This window comes from Fibrobacter sp. UWT2 (assembly GCF_900142545.1).
Lineage (GTDB): Bacteria > Fibrobacterota > Fibrobacteria > Fibrobacterales > Fibrobacteraceae > Fibrobacter.
In genome coordinates, this window is sequence record NZ_FRBF01000004.1 from 225,857 (window position 1) to 241,800 (window position 15,944).

Below are 15,944 nucleotides of genomic sequence, written 5' to 3' on the forward strand. Positions count from 1 at the left end.
ACGCCTTAAAAATAGCTATTTTTTAGGCGCAAAAAAAGAGGATATCATGATTGATCCGCGTCCAGAGCTTTTGAAACTTTCTGATTACGTTCCCGGCAAATCCATGGAAGAAATCCGTGCCAAGTACGGTTTGACCAAGGTTGTGAAGCTGGCCTCGAACGAAAACCCGCTGGGGGCTTCCCCCAAGGCTATTGAAGCCTATCGAGAAATTGCGGATATTTTACATTTGTACCCGCGTGGTGATGCTCCCAAGTTGATTAACGCTATCGCTGATTTTTATGGCGTTAAGATGGAACAAATCGTTATCGGTAACGGTTCCGACGAAATCATCGACATGGTGGGCAAGGCCTTCATTCGTCAGGGTGACAACTGCGTCGGTATTACGCCGACGTTCTCGGTCTATAAGTTTACCACGCTTTCGAACGGCGCCGACTTTATCGGTGTCGGCGTGGGTGACCAGAAGACTCCGCTTTCGGAACTTCTGAAGGCTATCAACGACAAGACTCGCGTGGTCTTTATCTGCAGCCCGAACAACCCGACTGGCGTGTACTACAATAAGGAAGAACTGGTTGATTTCTTGGATAAGGTGCCGAGCAACGTGCTCGTGTTCCTTGATCAGGCTTATTCTGAATTTGCAACGGCAAGCGATTACCCTGTGCTGATTGACATGCTTGACAAGTACAAGAACTTGTTTATCAACCGTACGTTCAGTAAGATTTACGGCCTTGCAGGGCTGCGCATCGGTTACGCTTTCGGTAATGTTGAAGTTATTCGCGCCTTGTGGAAAATCAAGCCGCCGTTCGACGTGAACCAGGCTGCCCAAGTTGCTGCCATTGCGGCCCTCTCCGACAAGGAACACGTCAAGCGTACGCTTGAACTCAACGCCGCAGGCATCAAGTACTTGACTCTGGAATTTGAATCGCTCGGCTTCAAGGTGCTGCCGACGCAGGGTAACTTCATTTGCATTCACATTGGCCCTAAGGCGAAGGACCTGGTGCTGTTCCTCGAACAGAACGGCATGATCGTTCGTGGACTTACAAGTTTCGGCTTGCCCGAACACATCCGCGTGACGCTCGGCAAGCGTGAAGAAAACGAACTCCTAATCAGCCTCGTCAAAAAGTGGAAGGCGGAGAATTAATCGCCGGAGGTGTTATGGCAGCGACTGCTGAAAATCAAGAACTCTTGAAGATTGCGCTCAAGGCTGCGGATCTTGCCCAAGAAAATATCATGAAGTATTTTCAGGCAAGTGTTGGCGTGGAATGGAAAAAGGACAATACTCCTGTAACCATCGCCGACAAGAGCACCGAAGAAATCGCCCGCAAGTTCTGGGAAAAGGAAACTCCGGGCTTCGGCGTGATTGGCGAAGAGTTTGGAATCGAAAATCCCGATGCCGAATACCAGTGGGTGATTGATCCCATTGACGGCACTAAGGCTTTTATTCATGGCGTTCCTCTATTCGGTACGCTGATTGCCTTGTACAAGAAGGGCATGCCGATTGCAAGCCTCATTCGCATTCCCGCGATGAACACGGCGGTCTGGGCGGTGAAAGATGGCGGCGCGTTCTTAGACGGCCGTGAAATCAGCTGCTCCAAGGTTGCGGCCCTTTCCGAATCGCTCGTACTTTCGGGCACCGTGAATACCATGGAAACGGCGGGCTACGGCGAAAAGTACGCTGCCGTACGTCGGGCTGCCAAGCTGCACCGCGGCTGGGGCGACTGCTACGGCTACTACTTGGTTGCTGCCGGCCGAGCCGAACTCATGATTGACCCGGTGGTTTCGCTGTGGGATATTGCCCCGTATCCGCTTCTGTTCAAGGAGGCGGGCGGCAAGTTCAGTACCATCGATGGCATCACGGAACTCTTCGATGCAAGCGGCAAGCCTGTTGCTCCGATTTACGAAGGCTACACGAGCATGGCCTCGAACGGACTGATTCACGACGAGGTCGCGAAAATCATGTCTGCCAAATAAAACGCTAATCAAAAGACATTAAAAAATGACCCGCATCGTTTAGGATGCAGGTCTTTTTTTGTTAGGGAGGGATGATTGGAGGAGAATTTTACTTCACCGTAAACGCGGTTCCGTCGTAGTCGATGGTTACCGGCTTTGCGGCACTCACTTCACCAGCAAGGATTGCATGGCTCAGCGGGCGTTCCACGTTCCTTTCCAGGTAACGCTGGATCGGACGGGCACCGAATTCCGGCTGGTAGGCACCATCGGCAATCGCTTCGAGCGCCTTGTCGGTCAACGTGAGTTGCAAATCCTGACGGGCGGCGCGTTCGGCGAGTCCCTTGAATTTGAGTTTCACGATGTCCTTGATCTGCGGTTTCGTGAGGCTCTGGAACACCAGCACTTCGTCCAAGCGGTTCAGGAATTCCGGCCTGAAGAAACCACGGAGTTCCGGCTCGATTTCCTTCAAGGTCACAGGCTTTGCATCGCCCGCGCGGTTCTGGAAGTGTGCGGCCCCCAGGTTCGACGTCATGAGAATCAAGGTGTTCTTGAAGTTCACGGTACGGCCCTTGCCATCGGTCAGACGACCGTCGTCAAGCACCTGCAACAGCGTGTTGAACACATCGGGGTGAGCCTTCTCGATTTCGTCGAGCAGAATCACACAGTACGGATGCGTACGCACGGCTTCGGTCAGCTGGCCGCCTTCTTCGTAACCCACGTATCCCGGAGGCGCACCGATCAAGCGGCTCACGCTATGCTTTTCCATGTATTCGCTCATGTCGATACGCACCAGGGCCGCTTCGCTATCGAACAGTTCGGTCGAAAGCGCACGGGCGAGTTCCGTCTTGCCCACACCCGTCGGGCCCAGGAACAAGAAGCTACCGATCGGCGCATTCTCGCGGCTAAGTCCGCTACGGTTACGGAGAATTGCTTCCGAAACCGCTTCCACGGCCTCGTCCTGGCCAATCACGCGGGCATGCAGACGTTCGTCCAAGTGCAACAACTTGGCCTTTTCGCCTTCGCAAAGCTTGGTCACCGGAATTCCGGTCCAACGGCTCACCACGAGGGCAATCGTCTCTTCGGTCACCTCTTCGCTCAAGTCGCCGTCGCTGGCGGACTTTTTGATTTCTTCCGTCTTCGCGGCGATTTCCTTTTCGAGGTTCACAATCTTGTTGTACTTGAGTTCGGCGGCACGGTTCAAGTCGTAGCGTGCTTCGGCCTGCTCCATCTCGTCCTTCGCTTGCTGCAAGGACTTTTTAAGGCCCTGCAATTCGGCGTTTTTCGCACGGCGTTCCTGCCAGCGGTCCTGCATCAGCTTGACTGCAGCATCTGTCGTCGCGAGTTCTTCGCGCAACTCTTTCAGGCGCTTTACGCTGGTGTCGTCGGTTTCCTTCGCCAAGGCCTGCTCCTCGATTTTCATCTGGAGTTCCTTACGCTGCAAGGTGTCCAAAGCTTCCGGCACCGTATCCATCTGCGTCTTCACTAGGCTTGCGGCCTCGTCAATCAGGTCGATAGCCTTGTCCGGCAAGAAACGGTCACTGATGTAGCGGTTCGAAAGTTTCACCGCCGCCACCAGCGCATTGTCGTGCAGACGCACGCCATGGTGCGCATCAAAGCCATCCTTGATGCCACGGAGAATCGAAATAGATTCCTCTTCGCTCGGTTCGTCAACCTGCACGGGCTGGAAACGGCGCTCCAGGGCGGAATCCTTCTCGATGTATTTGCGGTATTCCTGCGTGGTAGTCGCACCGATGCAGTGCAGTTCGCCACGGGCGAGTTTCGGCTTGAGCATGTTGCCCAAGTCCATGGAGCCTTCGGTCTTGCCTGCACCCACGATGGTGTGGATTTCATCGATGAACAGCAAGGTATTGCCGTCTTCTTCAAGGGCATCCAGCACGGCTTTCAAACGTTCCTCAAAATCGCCACGGTATTTTGCACCCGCCATCAAGGCAGACAAATCGAGCGCAAACAACTTCTTGCCCTTCAAAGCGTCAGGCACATCGCCGCGGTAAATACGTTCGGCGAGGCCTTCCACAATGGCGGTCTTACCCACACCGGGTTCACCGACCAGGCACGGGTTGTTTTTCGTCTTTCGGCTCAAGATCAAGATGACGCGGCGGATCTCTTCTTCACGGCCAATCACCGGCGAAAGCTTTCCGTCGGCAGCCATTTCTACAAGTTCACGCCCGTAGAGTTTCAGCGGGGACTGTTCCTCGGCATTCGCGGCACCCGCAAACGGGTCCGACAGCCAAGTTTCCACAACTTCTACGCTGCCCAGTGCATCTTCGAACACCTTCGCAAGGCCACGGTCGCCCGAGAACTTCATCAATGCCACGAGCATATCGCCCGGGGTCACCATACGGTTCACCTGACGCGCCGCCTGCACCGAGGCACGCAAAATGCGGTTCAAGTCGTTATCGGGTTCCACGTCGGGGTTCACGCCTTCCATACGGGGAATCTTCTGCACGAACGGTTCCAGCTTGCCGCGAAGCTCGTTCGTCTTCGCGCCTTTGGACTTATAAAGTTTCTTCAGGGTGGCATCCGGGCCTTCAACTAGCCCCACGGCCAAATGTGCCGCACCCAGGTAGGAATGCGAGCAACGGTCGCGCAGGCTCTGCGCCTTGGCCAACACCTTTTCTGCATCGTTATTAAAATCGGACATATTTTCCTCTCTTTTTTACCGCCATATATATGCAAAGGCCGTGCCAACGCCCCGAAATAGGGAAAAATGGCTTTTTTTTGACGATTTTTAGCCTAAAAACAGGTGCTTTACAACGGTTTCTTTGGGGCTGTTTAATAAAAAAATGCCGTTTTTTCAAAAATTTACGCCATTTTGGCTCATTTTGAGACGTTGGGGTGTTGTAAAGTACAACAACACTTTATGTCCTACAACTATACCTTTTGCCCCCGTACGAATCTATCTTATGGATACGAAACCAAACATCCCAAACACCAACTACGGCATCCCTTGGGGGGGATGCCGTTAGTTTTTTCATAAGGGTGTTTTTCCCTGAGTTATTTCGAGAGGCACTGTGCGGCCTTGAGCATCAAGTCGACTTCCAGCTTTTTCTGGTCTTCGAAGGCTGTTTTCATCAGGTCGCGTACCGTATAATCTTTCTTGATCGACTTCAGCATGCATTCGCAAGTAGCCTTGTCTACGTCGCCGGCTTTCAGGCATTCTTTCACGAAGGCGTTGTCCGTTTCGGCGGGGTAGTTCTGGGGGATGCAAGGCTCGACAAAGTCGAAACCCCACTTTTCAAAATCGATGTTGTCTCCGCTGATAGAGCTCATGATTTGGTTGATGAATTTGCCGTCTTTAACAAGGCGGTCGTAGGCGCATTTGCAGGTTTTGTCGGCTTGGTTCACGCCCAGCCATTCCATGGATTGCACGGTGCAAGACTGTACAAAGTTATCCTTGAAAAGCGGACTTTGCAACAAAGCCTTGAAAATCATCATTTCTTCTTGAGAAACCTGGGGCACTTGAGCCGTTGCCTTGGCCTGCGTTTTGGCGGCGGAATCGTTGGGGGCGGCAAAGCAGAAGGCTGCTGCACAAAGGAAGGCGACAGAAATTCGTCTGAAAAGCATAGGACTCCTTGAGTTTGGGTAGAAAATAGTAAAAAAGCGCGGGGGAGACCCCTTTATTATGCTATTTTTACACCATGAAAATCTGGCTGGTCTTGTTTGTTAGTTTGTTTGTTGCCTACGCCTCGGCGGCTCCCAAGTCTAAAAAGAAAAACGAGTTTAAGGACTCGCGCGACAAGCAGACGTACCGCACGGTGAAAATTGCCGGCCTTGAATGGATGGGCGACAACCTGAATTACAAAACCGAGGGCAGCTTCTGCTATAAGGACGAAGACGATCAGTGCATGGTTTATGGCAGGCTCTACACTTGGGATGCCGCCAAAAAGGCATGCCCCGCCGGATTCCGCTTGCCTACGCACGCCGACTTCGAAAGCCTCTGGACTGCAGCTGGCGCTGACTTTAACGCGGGCTACTTGATCAAGGCTGATTACGGTTGGTCGGGCGACACCAACGGCAACGACACTCTCAAATTCTCGGCCATGCCAGCCGGCAACCGCTTCGACGACGAAACCTATGGCAATACCGCCAAATTCGCCTTCTTCTGGAGTAGCGACGATTCCTCCGAAGGCGTTGCCCCTGGCTCTGCCCGCGTGTGGTACCTCACCAGTAAATCCATGGCGTTTGGCTACATGTCCAAACCCAAGAATTTCGGGTTCTCTGTTCGCTGCGTGAAGTAGAATCGTTATCTTTATCTATATTTCAAAGGGTTAAGGAGGACTTTCGATGAACATTACTGGCAAATTTTGCACGTTGGCTTTTTTTGTAGTGCTTTGCTTATGCTCGGGGTGTTTTTTGGTTGAGGATCTGAACCCTGATCCGCCTTGCATAAATAATCTGTCTGTGACCAATCCTTTTGATGTAGATTCTGCATGGTTCTCTGTGATATGTGACGATTCCGTTCTTTTATCGAATAAAGATGGAATCTTGATTGGATTTAATGATACGATGTATTATCACAATGAAGGTTCTAATTATGTCTTTTCGTACGATGTAGAAACTGATGATCCTATATGGCATGGAAAGGAAGAAATTCAGTGCCGACTGGATATGGATGTTTTTTGCAATAGTGAAAAATATCCGTTTATAGAATATGAGTGGTCGTTCCATCAAAGGAACAGGCAGCTACTTTGGTTCAGTCATTTGGTAGATGGAGTCGGCAAAAAGATTTCCAAAAAGAACGATGTTTGTGGCAGCGGTAGGTATGCCGTGGATATTTGGACTCCGCGTGACCGTCATTGCGCCGATGATTTGTAATGGGCGGGGTCGGGAATCACTAACGTGATTCCCTTTTTCATTCTGTAAAAAGAAATAAATTTTTCGGAAAAATGGTATTCAAACGCCTGAAAATGGCGTGTATAGTAATGGGGGGTCAAAAATTCACCATAACCCTTGACTTTATGTCAAATCTGATATATATTTTATGAGTCCGAGTCATAAACCATTGGTCTGGTTGCATGAACAACCGCAGACACCACCGTTATCTCAAAAAGCGAGGATAGAAACCGGATATCTGTTGCGATTACTGCAATCGGGAATGAATCTGTCACTTCCACAGAGTCGCCCGATGCCGTCAATTGGAGCGCATTGTCATGAACTTCGCATCCGAGATGAAAATAAAACATGGAGATTGTTCTATCGGGTAGATGCGGACGCTATAGTCGTGATTCTGTGGACGGAAAAGAAAACGAACAAGACGCCTGATGAGGTCCTAGACTTGTGTCGTCAACGTTTGAAATCTTATGATGCGGAGGATTAGTTTATGGATAAGTTGAAAAAAGAAAGATTGCAGAAAAAGGGATGGAAAGTCGGGGATGTCGACGAATTTTTGGGGTTGAGTCCTGCTGAAATGGCAATTGTCGAAATGAAAGTTGCCTTGGCTAAGGCATTGGTTGCCAAGCGAAAGGCTCTCGGTGAAACTCAAGTCTCCGCAGCAATTATCGCGAAAACGAGCCAGTCTCGTTACGCCAAAGTGGAACATGCGGACTCCAGCGTTTCCCTTGAACTGATGATCAAGATGTTCTTTGCGTTAGGTGCAACCAAAAAGGAATTGCTGAAGACACTTTCGGCGTAGTCGGAAGCGGAATAGCGAGATTGACGCCTGCGGCGTCCGCGGCATCGACTCGGTCATGACAGCCCGCGAGCGGTCTGTCGCGACGCTCACCTCGCACGCTTTTCGAACTCACGACTTCGTCGTTCGTTCTCAATCTCGCCAAATCCATATAAGACAAAAAAGACACCCTAGAAGGTGTCTTTTTGTCTTATCGGAATAGCGAGATTCGAACTCACGACCTCTTGCTCCCGAAGCAAGCGCTCTACCAGGCTGAGCTATATTCCGGTTCGGTGGTCCAATAATAGAAAAAAATGGAAAGAATTTAAAGGGGAAAGGTCCAAAAAAATGAAAAAAATCGATTTTTTATTTCTTGGCGGGCTTTCTGGGGGCTTTTGTCGGGGCGGGGCGCGGTTTTCCGAGGATCATGATGCTCGAACCGGCGTTGTCGGGCTCGACTTTGTACAGCTGAATGCGGTTGCTCCATTCGGAACGCACCTTGCGGTCGATAATGCGCTTCACGTTGCCGTAGCTGGGGTTACCGCCGCCGTGGATGACCCTGAGAATCTTGAGACCTGCAATCATCAGGTCATCGATGCGCCGCTCCACGGCTTCCGCTGCCTCGTCCGAGGTCATGCCGTGCAGGTCGATTTCGTCTTCAGGCACAGGTAGCTCCCATGCGCTCGGGCTGCGGCGCATTTTACGCCCACGCGGGGCGCGCGATGGGCGAGCGGCGGCGGCCGATTCGGCCTCTTTCTGCATCTGCGCGTCCTTGTCTTCCATGTGGTGGTTGTTGATCCACTGCAGCTGGAATTCTTCTTCTTGATTTAGCGCCATGATTCTCTCTTTTTGCAGTAAAAAATAGATTTTTTTGTCGAAATTGCCGTTTTTGAATCCGATTTTGCCATCTAATCCATTATTATTACAATTTTTTGCATTGAATTCAGGTTCTTTTTTCTTATATTGTAAGAAAATATTGAGGTTTTTGTAAATATGAGTCGTTTGCGGGTTGTTACAGCTCTATTTGCCTTGCTGGTATTTATGGGTTGTGTAAAAAACGAAGTCCCTGAAAACAGGGTATTTTCGCTTGACGACTTGGCAAACAAAAAAGTGGGCGTGCTTGTTGGTACAACGGGCGAAATTTACGCAGCCGATTATGGTACGGACTCTACTCGACTCCAATTGGAAAAGTTCGAAACGCTTGCTCAGGCGGTGGACGCCTTGTTGGAAGGTTCCATTGATGCCGTGCTCACGGACGATGCTCCGGCCAAAGTCTTTGCCCGCAAAAAGCCCTCTCTCAGAATTTTGAATGAAATCTTCAAGGAAGAATCGTATGCAGGCATTGTCGCTAAAGAAAACATGGGCTTGCTTGATTCTGTCAATATCGCTCTAATCCAGATGCGTGCGATGGGCGTTTACGATTCGATTTTTGATGCCTATATCGGCGGACAATCCAAGTATCACGTTAAGACTGATTCGGTGACTGGTCCTGTTCTTAGAGTGGCGACCAATGCCGAATTCCCTCCGTTTGAATTCCGTTGCCAAAAGCGCGGAATCGTGGGTATCGATATCGAAATTGCTCGCTACGTGGCTAATTACCTGGAACGTCCGGTCGAAATTATTGATATGGATTTTGACGATATCATCGATTCTATTCGAGCCGGGAAAGCGGACCTTGGTCTTGCGGCGTTCTCGGTCACTGAAGAACGCGGACAGGTCATCAATTTTACGGATAACTATGCCACTTCGAAAATTGTGGTCATGGTGCGCAGTGGCGAAAATGAATCGACTTTCCAGCGCATCAAGGATTCCCTTTTCGGGGGCTAAACCTTAAAGTTCCCGTGGTAATTCCAACTCCACTGTCCGGGGTGCTCGGAAATCCACGTTTCAGTTTCTTTTGCAATGTCCGCGACGAGTTTTTCGGGATCGGACTTGGGCGGATAGACGCTTTCAAAACGGATGACGATTTGCCGCTTTGTGTTGGTCCATGTGCGGAACGTGACGATGGAGGCTCCCATCTGATTCACTTTCTGCGGGAGACGCAAGTATAGCGTGCTCTTTAGACCGAAGAGCTCAACTGAATTGCCTTTGGTGTTTTTGCCTTGGTCAAAAACCATCGCAAGAATTCCCTTGGTCTTGAACAAGTCGCGGATCAGTTTGCCTGTTTCTTCGGGGTGGTATTCGGTCAGATGCGGATCGCTGCGGAGTTCCTTGAGCACTTCGCGGAAGGCTTCGTTACCAACGGAATCGGTAATCAGGTGCACATGTTCGCTGTAGCGGCAAAGGCTACGGTGCAAGAGCTCGAACGCACCTTGATGAATGCTGATGGCTGCGACAGGGCTTTGCTTTACCGCCTCACGGATGATTTCTTCGTTTTCGTAGACGATTCGGCTTTCGACGCTTTTAAAGCGGGCGAGTCCGCGGTAAGAATCGAGCGCGTTCCAGAAGATTCCCTTGAACATGTCGCGAGCGCTTATGCTTGTCTTTATATAAGCTTTCGCGTTTGCAAGGTGCCTTACCGTGCGCCCGTAGGCTCGCTCGGTATGGAGCGCCTTATAGACAGGGAACACAAATGAGAATAGTATTGTGTAGAAAACGTTTGGCAAGCGGAGTAGGAATTGGAGCGTAGCTTTGTATAGGACGAACCTAATATTCTTCATTGAGTCCTTCCTACTGCCTACTGTCTACTTCCTACTTCAACTACTCTTCGTCAAATTCCAGAATATTTCTTCCGAGTTCACGTTCGAACACGCGGCGGCTAAGACCTTCGCCAGCGTAGCTTAGCGTGGGCGAAACTTCGTAGAGCTTGTTCGGGTTCACTTCGACATGTGCCTTACGGAGCCATTCGCGGTGAAGGCGACCAATCATGGTACGAGCGGTCTTCGGAGAATCGTTTCCTTCGGCATTTTTCACCGGAGAGAATTCTTCTTCGCGGACCACGCCAAACGGCATCATCGTGCCCAGCTGCGGGAAGGCGTCAAACAGGAACTGCTCGAACTTCCAGCACTTTTCAATGCCGCAGACTGTCTTGCGTGCGGTGTGCCACGGCAACTTGCTGGTCTGCAACTTGCGCAGGCCTTCAATCTTGAACAAGTGAATGGCGAGGTTGCCGCCGTCAAACACGAGGCTTCCGTCAGGGTTAGTCATGTCGCGGTACTGTTCCGGAAGGTCGCTGTATTCGACCACGCCGGGCTTGCCGTTCTGCAAGGCGAAAATGCCCACCTTTTCGTTTGGACCGGCCTTGTGAACCACTTTGGAGGCAGACATGCTGCGGCCTTCGCTGGCGAGAGCGCCAATAAAGGCGGGGTCGCAAATGCGGCAAAGGGCGTTGTCGACGCTGTAAAGGAATACGTAGCGCACGCCCTTTTCAATCAACCAGGCGAGAGTGCCGCTCTGGGCGAGCGCTCTAAAGCAACCGCCGTTTCCATCGGGAACGAGAGCCAGTCGGTCGTTATCAACGACTGCTTTTCCTTCGGGAGTCAGGGCGCAAATCGTGCCTTGTGCAAAGAAACGGATGTTTTCGCGGGCGTATCCGAAAAAGTTGTGTTCGGTAAAGAAGTTGACCGTTGCTTCATGATTCAGCGGGCTGGTCATGATGCACCAGGGAATCGGGTGACCGACCTGTGCGGCCAGGTTCTGCAAGCGTTCAGCCTGCAGCTGGAACAAGCTCTTGTGGCTCGGGAGTCCGATATCGAACATGCCCTTCGGACCATCGAAACCGAGGCGGGAACCTTGACCGCCAGCGACCAGAAATGCGGCGACCTGGCCCTTTCCCAACAAGATTTCGCCGGTCTCTTTCCAGAAGTCGTAGCGCAGGTCGTCGATTGCGGTCTTGAACGGCATCGGCTTCAAGTCGCCCGAAATGTTGTCGTCCAGCGAGGCGTTGGACTTTTCGGTGTAAAGAGCCTTGAGTTCTTCCCAGTCCTGGCTTTCGATGTCGCGTTCCAAGGCCTTGCGGGCATCGCCGCTCAAAGATTCAAGCTTGGCAATCAGCTCCTGCTGACCTGCCGCATTCAAAGTTTCGATAATGTCCATATTTTTTACCTAATGCCGAAGAAGATCACCATGCTCACGATGAGGGCGAAGATGCTGATGAGGTGCATGCGCCACACAATCTTCGAATTCATCAGGGGCTTGCTCGGGAAACGGCCTTCCCACTTCTTTTGGTAGTGGTGGTGGAGCGGAGCGCAAAGGAAAATACGCTTGCCTTCGCCGGTGGTTTTCTTGGTGAACTTGAACCAGCTAATCTGGAGCAACACGGAGCAAGCTTCGGCGATGATGATGATGCACACGATGGGGAGGAAGAGTCCTGCCTGCACCAAAATGAACATAATGCCAATTGCTGCGCCAAAGCCCACGGAACCGGCGTCGCCCATGTAGATTTCGGCCGGAGGGCTGTTGAACCACAAGTAGGCGAGTAGTGCACCTGCAATCGACATGGCGAGCGGGAACAATTCGTCGCAGCCCGGCAGGTAAGGTACGCTCAGGTACTGGCTAAAGATAAAGTTGCCGCTCACGTAGGCTACAAGACCTACGAAGATCATGCTTGAAAGAATCGGCACAGAAACGAGGCTGTCGAGACCGTCAGTAAAGTTGGTGCCGTTGGCAGATGCGGCAATCACAAAAGTCATGAAGCCCACGAAGATCCAATTGGGCAGGTGAATCTGGAAAACGCTAATGGGGCAGAAGGGTATGGTCAGGTCGCCCTTGAGTTCGGGAATGAACTTATAGCAGAAAATCGCAACGACTAGGCTAAACAAGAAATAGAGGAACAGGCGAAGGCTGCTGGAAATGCCGTCGGCCTTGTCCATGTAGTCGGCGGCTTTGAGTTTGCCGAGCTTGATCAGGCGCTTGGCCTTGACCTTGGCGATGTCATCGATGGCGCCCACCGCAGAAAAAGCCGCAAGCACAATCAGGGTTGAAATGGTGTAGCCGTTCATCTTGCATACCAAGAGCGACACGATTTCAACCACAATGACAAGGAGAAGGCCGCCCATAATCGGGGGCGACTTGGATTTTCCGTCTTTATCGAAGTCGCTGGTGGCGTCAAGGCTCTGGAGTTTGCGGATATAGATCGGCATAAGGCACATGACTAAGATGATGGAAAGCATGGCGGCGGTTCCTGCACGGAACAGACGGCCGTCGAAAAGATCAATGTTGGTTAAATGATAAAGCCACTGACAAAGCATATAAAAATCGTAATTCGGAATTCAGAATTCGGAATTGTTGGTTGGTTGTTAAACTTTTTCTCTTAAAAAATAATTTTTTGTTTGTTTTTTGGCTTTAACGGGGTCCACGAATGTACCCGCATTTTCTAAATTAGGGAACATGAATGAACTCCATATCGACTGTCCGCATTGTGGTACATCTTTTGACGCCCAGATCCAAGGGGATGGCGCCAACATGATGGTATTTTGCTGCGCCCGCTGCAAGACGCCTTTGATGTATTTCCATGGCGAGGTCGCCGAACTGGATCGTGACGAATTTGCAGGGCTGCGCAAGAAGCTCAGTCGAGCCATTGATGCCGTCGTCAGCAATGGTGGTGCAATGGGTGCAGTGGCTGAAGCACTCAAGAAGATGGTGGATGCTTCCGAGGCCCTGGCCGAAGAACGTACCGAAAAGGGCGAAAGCCTGCCCTGCCCCCGCGAAGGTTCTGCTCCGTCGGAATTTGAAAATGTGGCTGAAAAAATCGCCGGTGCCATGGCTTCTAATGATGCCGAAAAAGTTCAGCCGACGGTCATTTCGGACGATATGCTTTCAGACTTGCAGAAAGACCTCGACGAACTCGATGTCGACAGCTTCTTGGATAAGCTATAGAATTAAACTTTCTACAGCCAACTTCCTACTGTCTACTTCCTACCGTCTACTTCCTACTTCCTACCGTCTACTAATCATGCTTGAATTTTTCATCGCAGCGCTTGTCGTGGGGATTGCCCCCGGGCCAGATAATTTATTTGTGCTTGCCCAAAGTGCAGCCCACGGCGCCCGCGCCGGTTTTTGCGTGATTTTGGGGCTTTGCACGGGAATCATGGTGCAGACGGGGCTGCTGGTCGCGGGGGTTTCGGCGCTGGTTGCCGCAAGCCCGACGGCGTTCTTTGTGATGCAATGTCTTGGTGCGGCATACCTGCTGTATTTGGCGTACCGGAGTTTTCAAGTTCGCGCCGGAAACGTGGCTATAGATGATGAAAATCATAAGCCCAGCGATGTCGGCCATCCTTCTGCCCGCAAGCTTTACCTTCGCGGCATCATCATGAACCTTTCGAATCCGAAGGTGGTTCTGTTCATGCTTTCGTTTATACCGCCGGCCGTGCGCCTGGACCGCCCGATTCACCCGAGCTTGCAGACCGCTATCTTTGGCGCAGAATTCATTGTGGCGACCATGATCGTGTTCGGTTCGGTCGCCCTGTTGGCTGGCGCCGTCAAGAAGTTCCTGCTGAATAGCCCGAAAGCGAACCGCAACCTCAACTGGTTCAGCGGCTGCGTGTTCGTGCTCTTGGCTGTGGCGCTGTTCTTGGTTTAAAGCTGTTTTTCAATAAGCTTCAGGATTTTTTCAATCGCTACTTCGGGGGCGTCGTTTGTATCGCCGCCGGCGGCTCGGGTGTGGCCGCCACCGCCGAATTCGCGGGCGATCACGTTCACGTCTACAATGTAGTTGCTGCGCAGGCTAATCTTGTATTTGCCGTTGACGGGGTACAGGAATAAGGCCACTTCGGTGCCGCCGACCTCGCGAATGGTGTCGATGACGTTCGACAGCTCGACCGGCGTCACGTCAAAGCGGGCCATGTCCTCGGGGGTAATGTGGGCGTAGACCACTTTACCGTCGAGTCCGAGCTTGCAGTGCTCCATCACGAATCCGGTCACGAGCGTCTGCTTGTAGGTGCGGGTGTAGTAGGTTTCGTTCACGATTTTCGCGAAATCGATTCCCTTTTCGATCAAGTCGCCCACGACTTGCATGGTGCGCTTGCCGGTGCAGCTGAACTTGAAGGCGCCTGTATCGTGTACAATGCCCAGGTACATGCTGTTGGCCGCTTCTTTCGAAACCTTGCTCTTGTCGAGATTCACGTACAGAACTTCGCTTGCGGAACTTGCTTCCGGTTCCACCAGGTTCAAGGTGCAAAGGTTCAGCGGGTTAGAAATGTGGTGGTCGATATTGATGGTCTTCTTGGCTGCCTTGATACATTCGGCGCCGTTTGCGCCCACGCGTTCAAAACTCGGCGTATCCATCAGGAAAACCAAGTCGTAGGGGATGCCGTTGTTGCTTTCTGCAGTCCAGGCGGAGCGGGCGTCGGATGCCCCGCGCAGAATCTTGTAGCTGTCAGGGAAGTTCTCAAGGTACAAGTCCACATGAATGCCCGGATAGTTGTCCTTGATGTAGTTGTAAATGCCTGTGGTAGAACCTACGCAGTCGCCGTCCGGGCGCACGTGCCCGAAAATGGCCACCGTCTTCGCTTCGCTTAAAAATTCATCAATTCTCATAGTTGGGAATATAGCAAACATTTCTATATTTCGAACTATGAAACTCCTTTTCACCGACCTTGACGGTACGCTCCTGACCGACGACAAGCAGATTCTCGATGTAGACATGAAAGCCATCGAGGGTATGCTTGAACGCGGGCACAAGCTGGTGCTCTGCACCGGGCGTCCGCTCACGAGCGCAAAGCAACTGGCGCAAAAGTACGGCTTCGACAAGTCGGGCTTTTTCCTGGTGAGTTTCAACGGCGGCCTCATTTACGACTACGCCACCGAACAGTCCATTCTGACGCGTTATATTCCGGTAGAATCGGTCAAGTTCATTATGGATGCCGCCCATCGTGCCGGCATGCATGCGCATACTTACTCGGGCGACCTGGTAGTTTCGGAATATGAGACGGAACAACTCAAGACGTATTGCCGCTTGATGAAGATGGACTATGTGGTCGTTAAGGATATCCGCGACTACTACGGCGAATTCATCAACGTGGTCGTCAAGCCGCCTATCAAGGTGAATATCATTACGCCGTTCGATCACGATAGCCTGCTCGATTTCCGCGCCGAAATGCGCAAGACTACTGCGGGCAAGCTCTTTGATGTATTCAGCAAGCCCGAAATGCTCGAATTTTCGCACATGCAGAGTAACAAGGGTGATGCGGTGCGGTTTATGGCCGATTTTTACAAGGTCCCGCTTGCAGACACCATTGCCGTGGGCGACGAAGAAAACGATTGCCCCATGATCGAGGCTGCCGGGGTAGGAGTGGCAATGCTGAATGCCTCTCCGGTTGCCAAAAAAGCGGCCGATTACGTGACTACGGTCGACAATAACCACGGCGGAATTGCCGAAGTTATTGAAAAATTCGTGATTTAGTTGTTTTTACCTCAAATATTCCAATTT

At 51.5% G+C, this 15,944-nt stretch carries 17 protein-coding genes and 1 tRNA gene; 10 read left to right on the plus strand and 8 right to left on the minus strand.

The window, feature by feature from the left end; genetic code table 11:
- Window positions 1-46 precede the first annotated feature (46 nt).
- A complete protein-coding gene (gene hisC, locus BUA40_RS04380) occupies window positions 47-1,138 on the plus strand; it encodes a histidinol-phosphate transaminase (protein ID WP_072798783.1) in 1,092 nt (363 codons plus the stop codon).
- A gap of 14 nt (window positions 1,139-1,152) precedes the next feature.
- Window positions 1,153-1,968, plus strand: a complete 816-nt coding sequence (hisN, locus tag BUA40_RS04385) for a histidinol-phosphatase (protein ID WP_072798785.1) — start codon at window positions 1,153-1,155, stop codon at window positions 1,966-1,968.
- An 88-nt stretch (window positions 1,969-2,056) separates the two neighbouring features.
- On the opposite strand, the gene BUA40_RS04390 is transcribed toward hisN, so the two are convergent.
- Together BUA40_RS04390 and BUA40_RS04395 are read right to left on the minus strand one after the other, a co-directional pair.
- The gene (locus BUA40_RS04390; RefSeq protein WP_072798788.1) at window positions 2,057-4,609 is read right to left on the minus strand and encodes an ATP-dependent Clp protease ATP-binding subunit; all 2,553 of its coding nucleotides are present in this window, start codon (window positions 4,607-4,609) and stop codon (window positions 2,057-2,059) included.
- A 353-nt stretch (window positions 4,610-4,962) separates the two neighbouring features.
- A complete protein-coding gene (locus tag BUA40_RS04395) occupies window positions 4,963-5,532 on the minus strand; it encodes a hypothetical protein (protein WP_072798791.1) in 570 nt (189 codons plus the stop codon).
- A gap of 74 nt (window positions 5,533-5,606) precedes the next feature.
- Between BUA40_RS04395 and BUA40_RS04400 the strand changes: the two genes are divergently transcribed.
- The 4 genes from BUA40_RS04400 (at window position 5,607) to BUA40_RS04415 (ending at window position 7,600) form a co-directional block, all read left to right on the plus strand.
- On the plus strand, window positions 5,607-6,206 hold the full coding sequence (locus BUA40_RS04400; protein ID WP_083585268.1) for a fibrobacter succinogenes major paralogous domain-containing protein: 600 nt from the start codon (window positions 5,607-5,609) through the stop codon (window positions 6,204-6,206).
- 46 nt (window positions 6,207-6,252) lie between these two features.
- Window positions 6,253-6,783 carry a hypothetical protein gene (locus tag BUA40_RS04405; protein WP_072798795.1) on the plus strand — a complete coding sequence of 177 codons (531 nt, stop codon included), beginning with the start codon at window positions 6,253-6,255 and terminating at the stop codon, window positions 6,781-6,783.
- A 166-nt stretch (window positions 6,784-6,949) separates the two neighbouring features.
- A complete protein-coding gene (locus BUA40_RS14885; RefSeq protein WP_072798798.1) occupies window positions 6,950-7,285 on the plus strand; it encodes a type II toxin-antitoxin system RelE/ParE family toxin in 336 nt (111 codons plus the stop codon).
- Window positions 7,286-7,288: 3 nt separating this feature from the next.
- On the plus strand, window positions 7,289-7,600 hold the full coding sequence (locus BUA40_RS04415) for a helix-turn-helix domain-containing protein (protein ID WP_072798801.1): 312 nt from the start codon (window positions 7,289-7,291) through the stop codon (window positions 7,598-7,600).
- 190 nt (window positions 7,601-7,790) lie between these two features.
- Here the strand turns inward: BUA40_RS04415 and BUA40_RS04420 are convergent.
- Both BUA40_RS04420 and BUA40_RS14755 read right to left on the minus strand, forming a co-directional pair.
- Window positions 7,791-7,864: transfer RNA gene (locus tag BUA40_RS04420), tRNA-Pro, on the minus strand.
- Between the two features lie 78 nt (window positions 7,865-7,942).
- On the minus strand, window positions 7,943-8,242 hold the full coding sequence (locus BUA40_RS14755) for a Smr/MutS family protein (RefSeq protein WP_255369203.1): 300 nt from the start codon (window positions 8,240-8,242) through the stop codon (window positions 7,943-7,945).
- Window positions 8,243-8,617: 375 nt separating this feature from the next.
- Here BUA40_RS14755 and BUA40_RS04430 point away from each other — a divergent pair, with 375 nt between their 5' ends.
- A complete protein-coding gene (locus BUA40_RS04430) occupies window positions 8,618-9,403 on the plus strand; it encodes a substrate-binding periplasmic protein (RefSeq protein WP_072798806.1) in 786 nt (261 codons plus the stop codon).
- On the opposite strand, the gene BUA40_RS04435 is transcribed toward BUA40_RS04430, so the two are convergent.
- The 3 genes from BUA40_RS04435 to mraY form a co-directional block, all read right to left on the minus strand.
- Window positions 9,400-10,146, minus strand: coding sequence for an LpxL/LpxP family acyltransferase (locus BUA40_RS04435; RefSeq protein WP_255369204.1), 747 nt, complete (start codon window positions 10,144-10,146; stop codon window positions 9,400-9,402). The two genes, BUA40_RS04430 and BUA40_RS04435, sit on opposite strands and share 4 nt — an antisense overlap.
- Before the next feature lie 130 nt (window positions 10,147-10,276).
- Window positions 10,277-11,611, minus strand: a complete 1,335-nt coding sequence (locus BUA40_RS04440) for a UTP--glucose-1-phosphate uridylyltransferase (RefSeq protein WP_072798810.1) — start codon at window positions 11,609-11,611, stop codon at window positions 10,277-10,279.
- Window positions 11,612-11,616: 5 nt separating this feature from the next.
- Window positions 11,617-12,765, minus strand: a complete 1,149-nt coding sequence (gene mraY / locus BUA40_RS04445; protein WP_072798813.1) for a phospho-N-acetylmuramoyl-pentapeptide-transferase — start codon at window positions 12,763-12,765, stop codon at window positions 11,617-11,619.
- 139 nt (window positions 12,766-12,904) lie between these two features.
- On the opposite strand from mraY, the gene BUA40_RS04450 reads away from it, so the two are divergent.
- Both BUA40_RS04450 and BUA40_RS04455 read left to right on the plus strand, forming a co-directional pair.
- Entirely contained in the window at window positions 12,905-13,393 is a 489-nt protein-coding gene (locus tag BUA40_RS04450; protein WP_072798815.1) for a zinc ribbon domain-containing protein, read from the plus strand.
- 76 nt (window positions 13,394-13,469) lie between these two features.
- Window positions 13,470-14,096 (plus strand): LysE family translocator, encoded by a 627-nt coding sequence (locus tag BUA40_RS04455; protein WP_072798818.1) that lies wholly within the window; start codon window positions 13,470-13,472, stop codon window positions 14,094-14,096.
- Here the strand turns inward: BUA40_RS04455 and BUA40_RS04460 are convergent.
- A complete protein-coding gene (locus tag BUA40_RS04460; RefSeq protein WP_072798821.1) occupies window positions 14,093-15,052 on the minus strand; it encodes a DHH family phosphoesterase in 960 nt (319 codons plus the stop codon). The genes BUA40_RS04455 and BUA40_RS04460 overlap by 4 nt on opposite strands.
- Window positions 15,053-15,089: 37 nt before the next feature.
- On the opposite strand from BUA40_RS04460, the gene BUA40_RS04465 reads away from it, so the two are divergent.
- Window positions 15,090-15,917 carry a Cof-type HAD-IIB family hydrolase gene (locus tag BUA40_RS04465; protein WP_072798823.1) on the plus strand — a complete coding sequence of 276 codons (828 nt, stop codon included), beginning with the start codon at window positions 15,090-15,092 and terminating at the stop codon, window positions 15,915-15,917.
- Window positions 15,918-15,944: the final 27 nt, after the last annotated feature.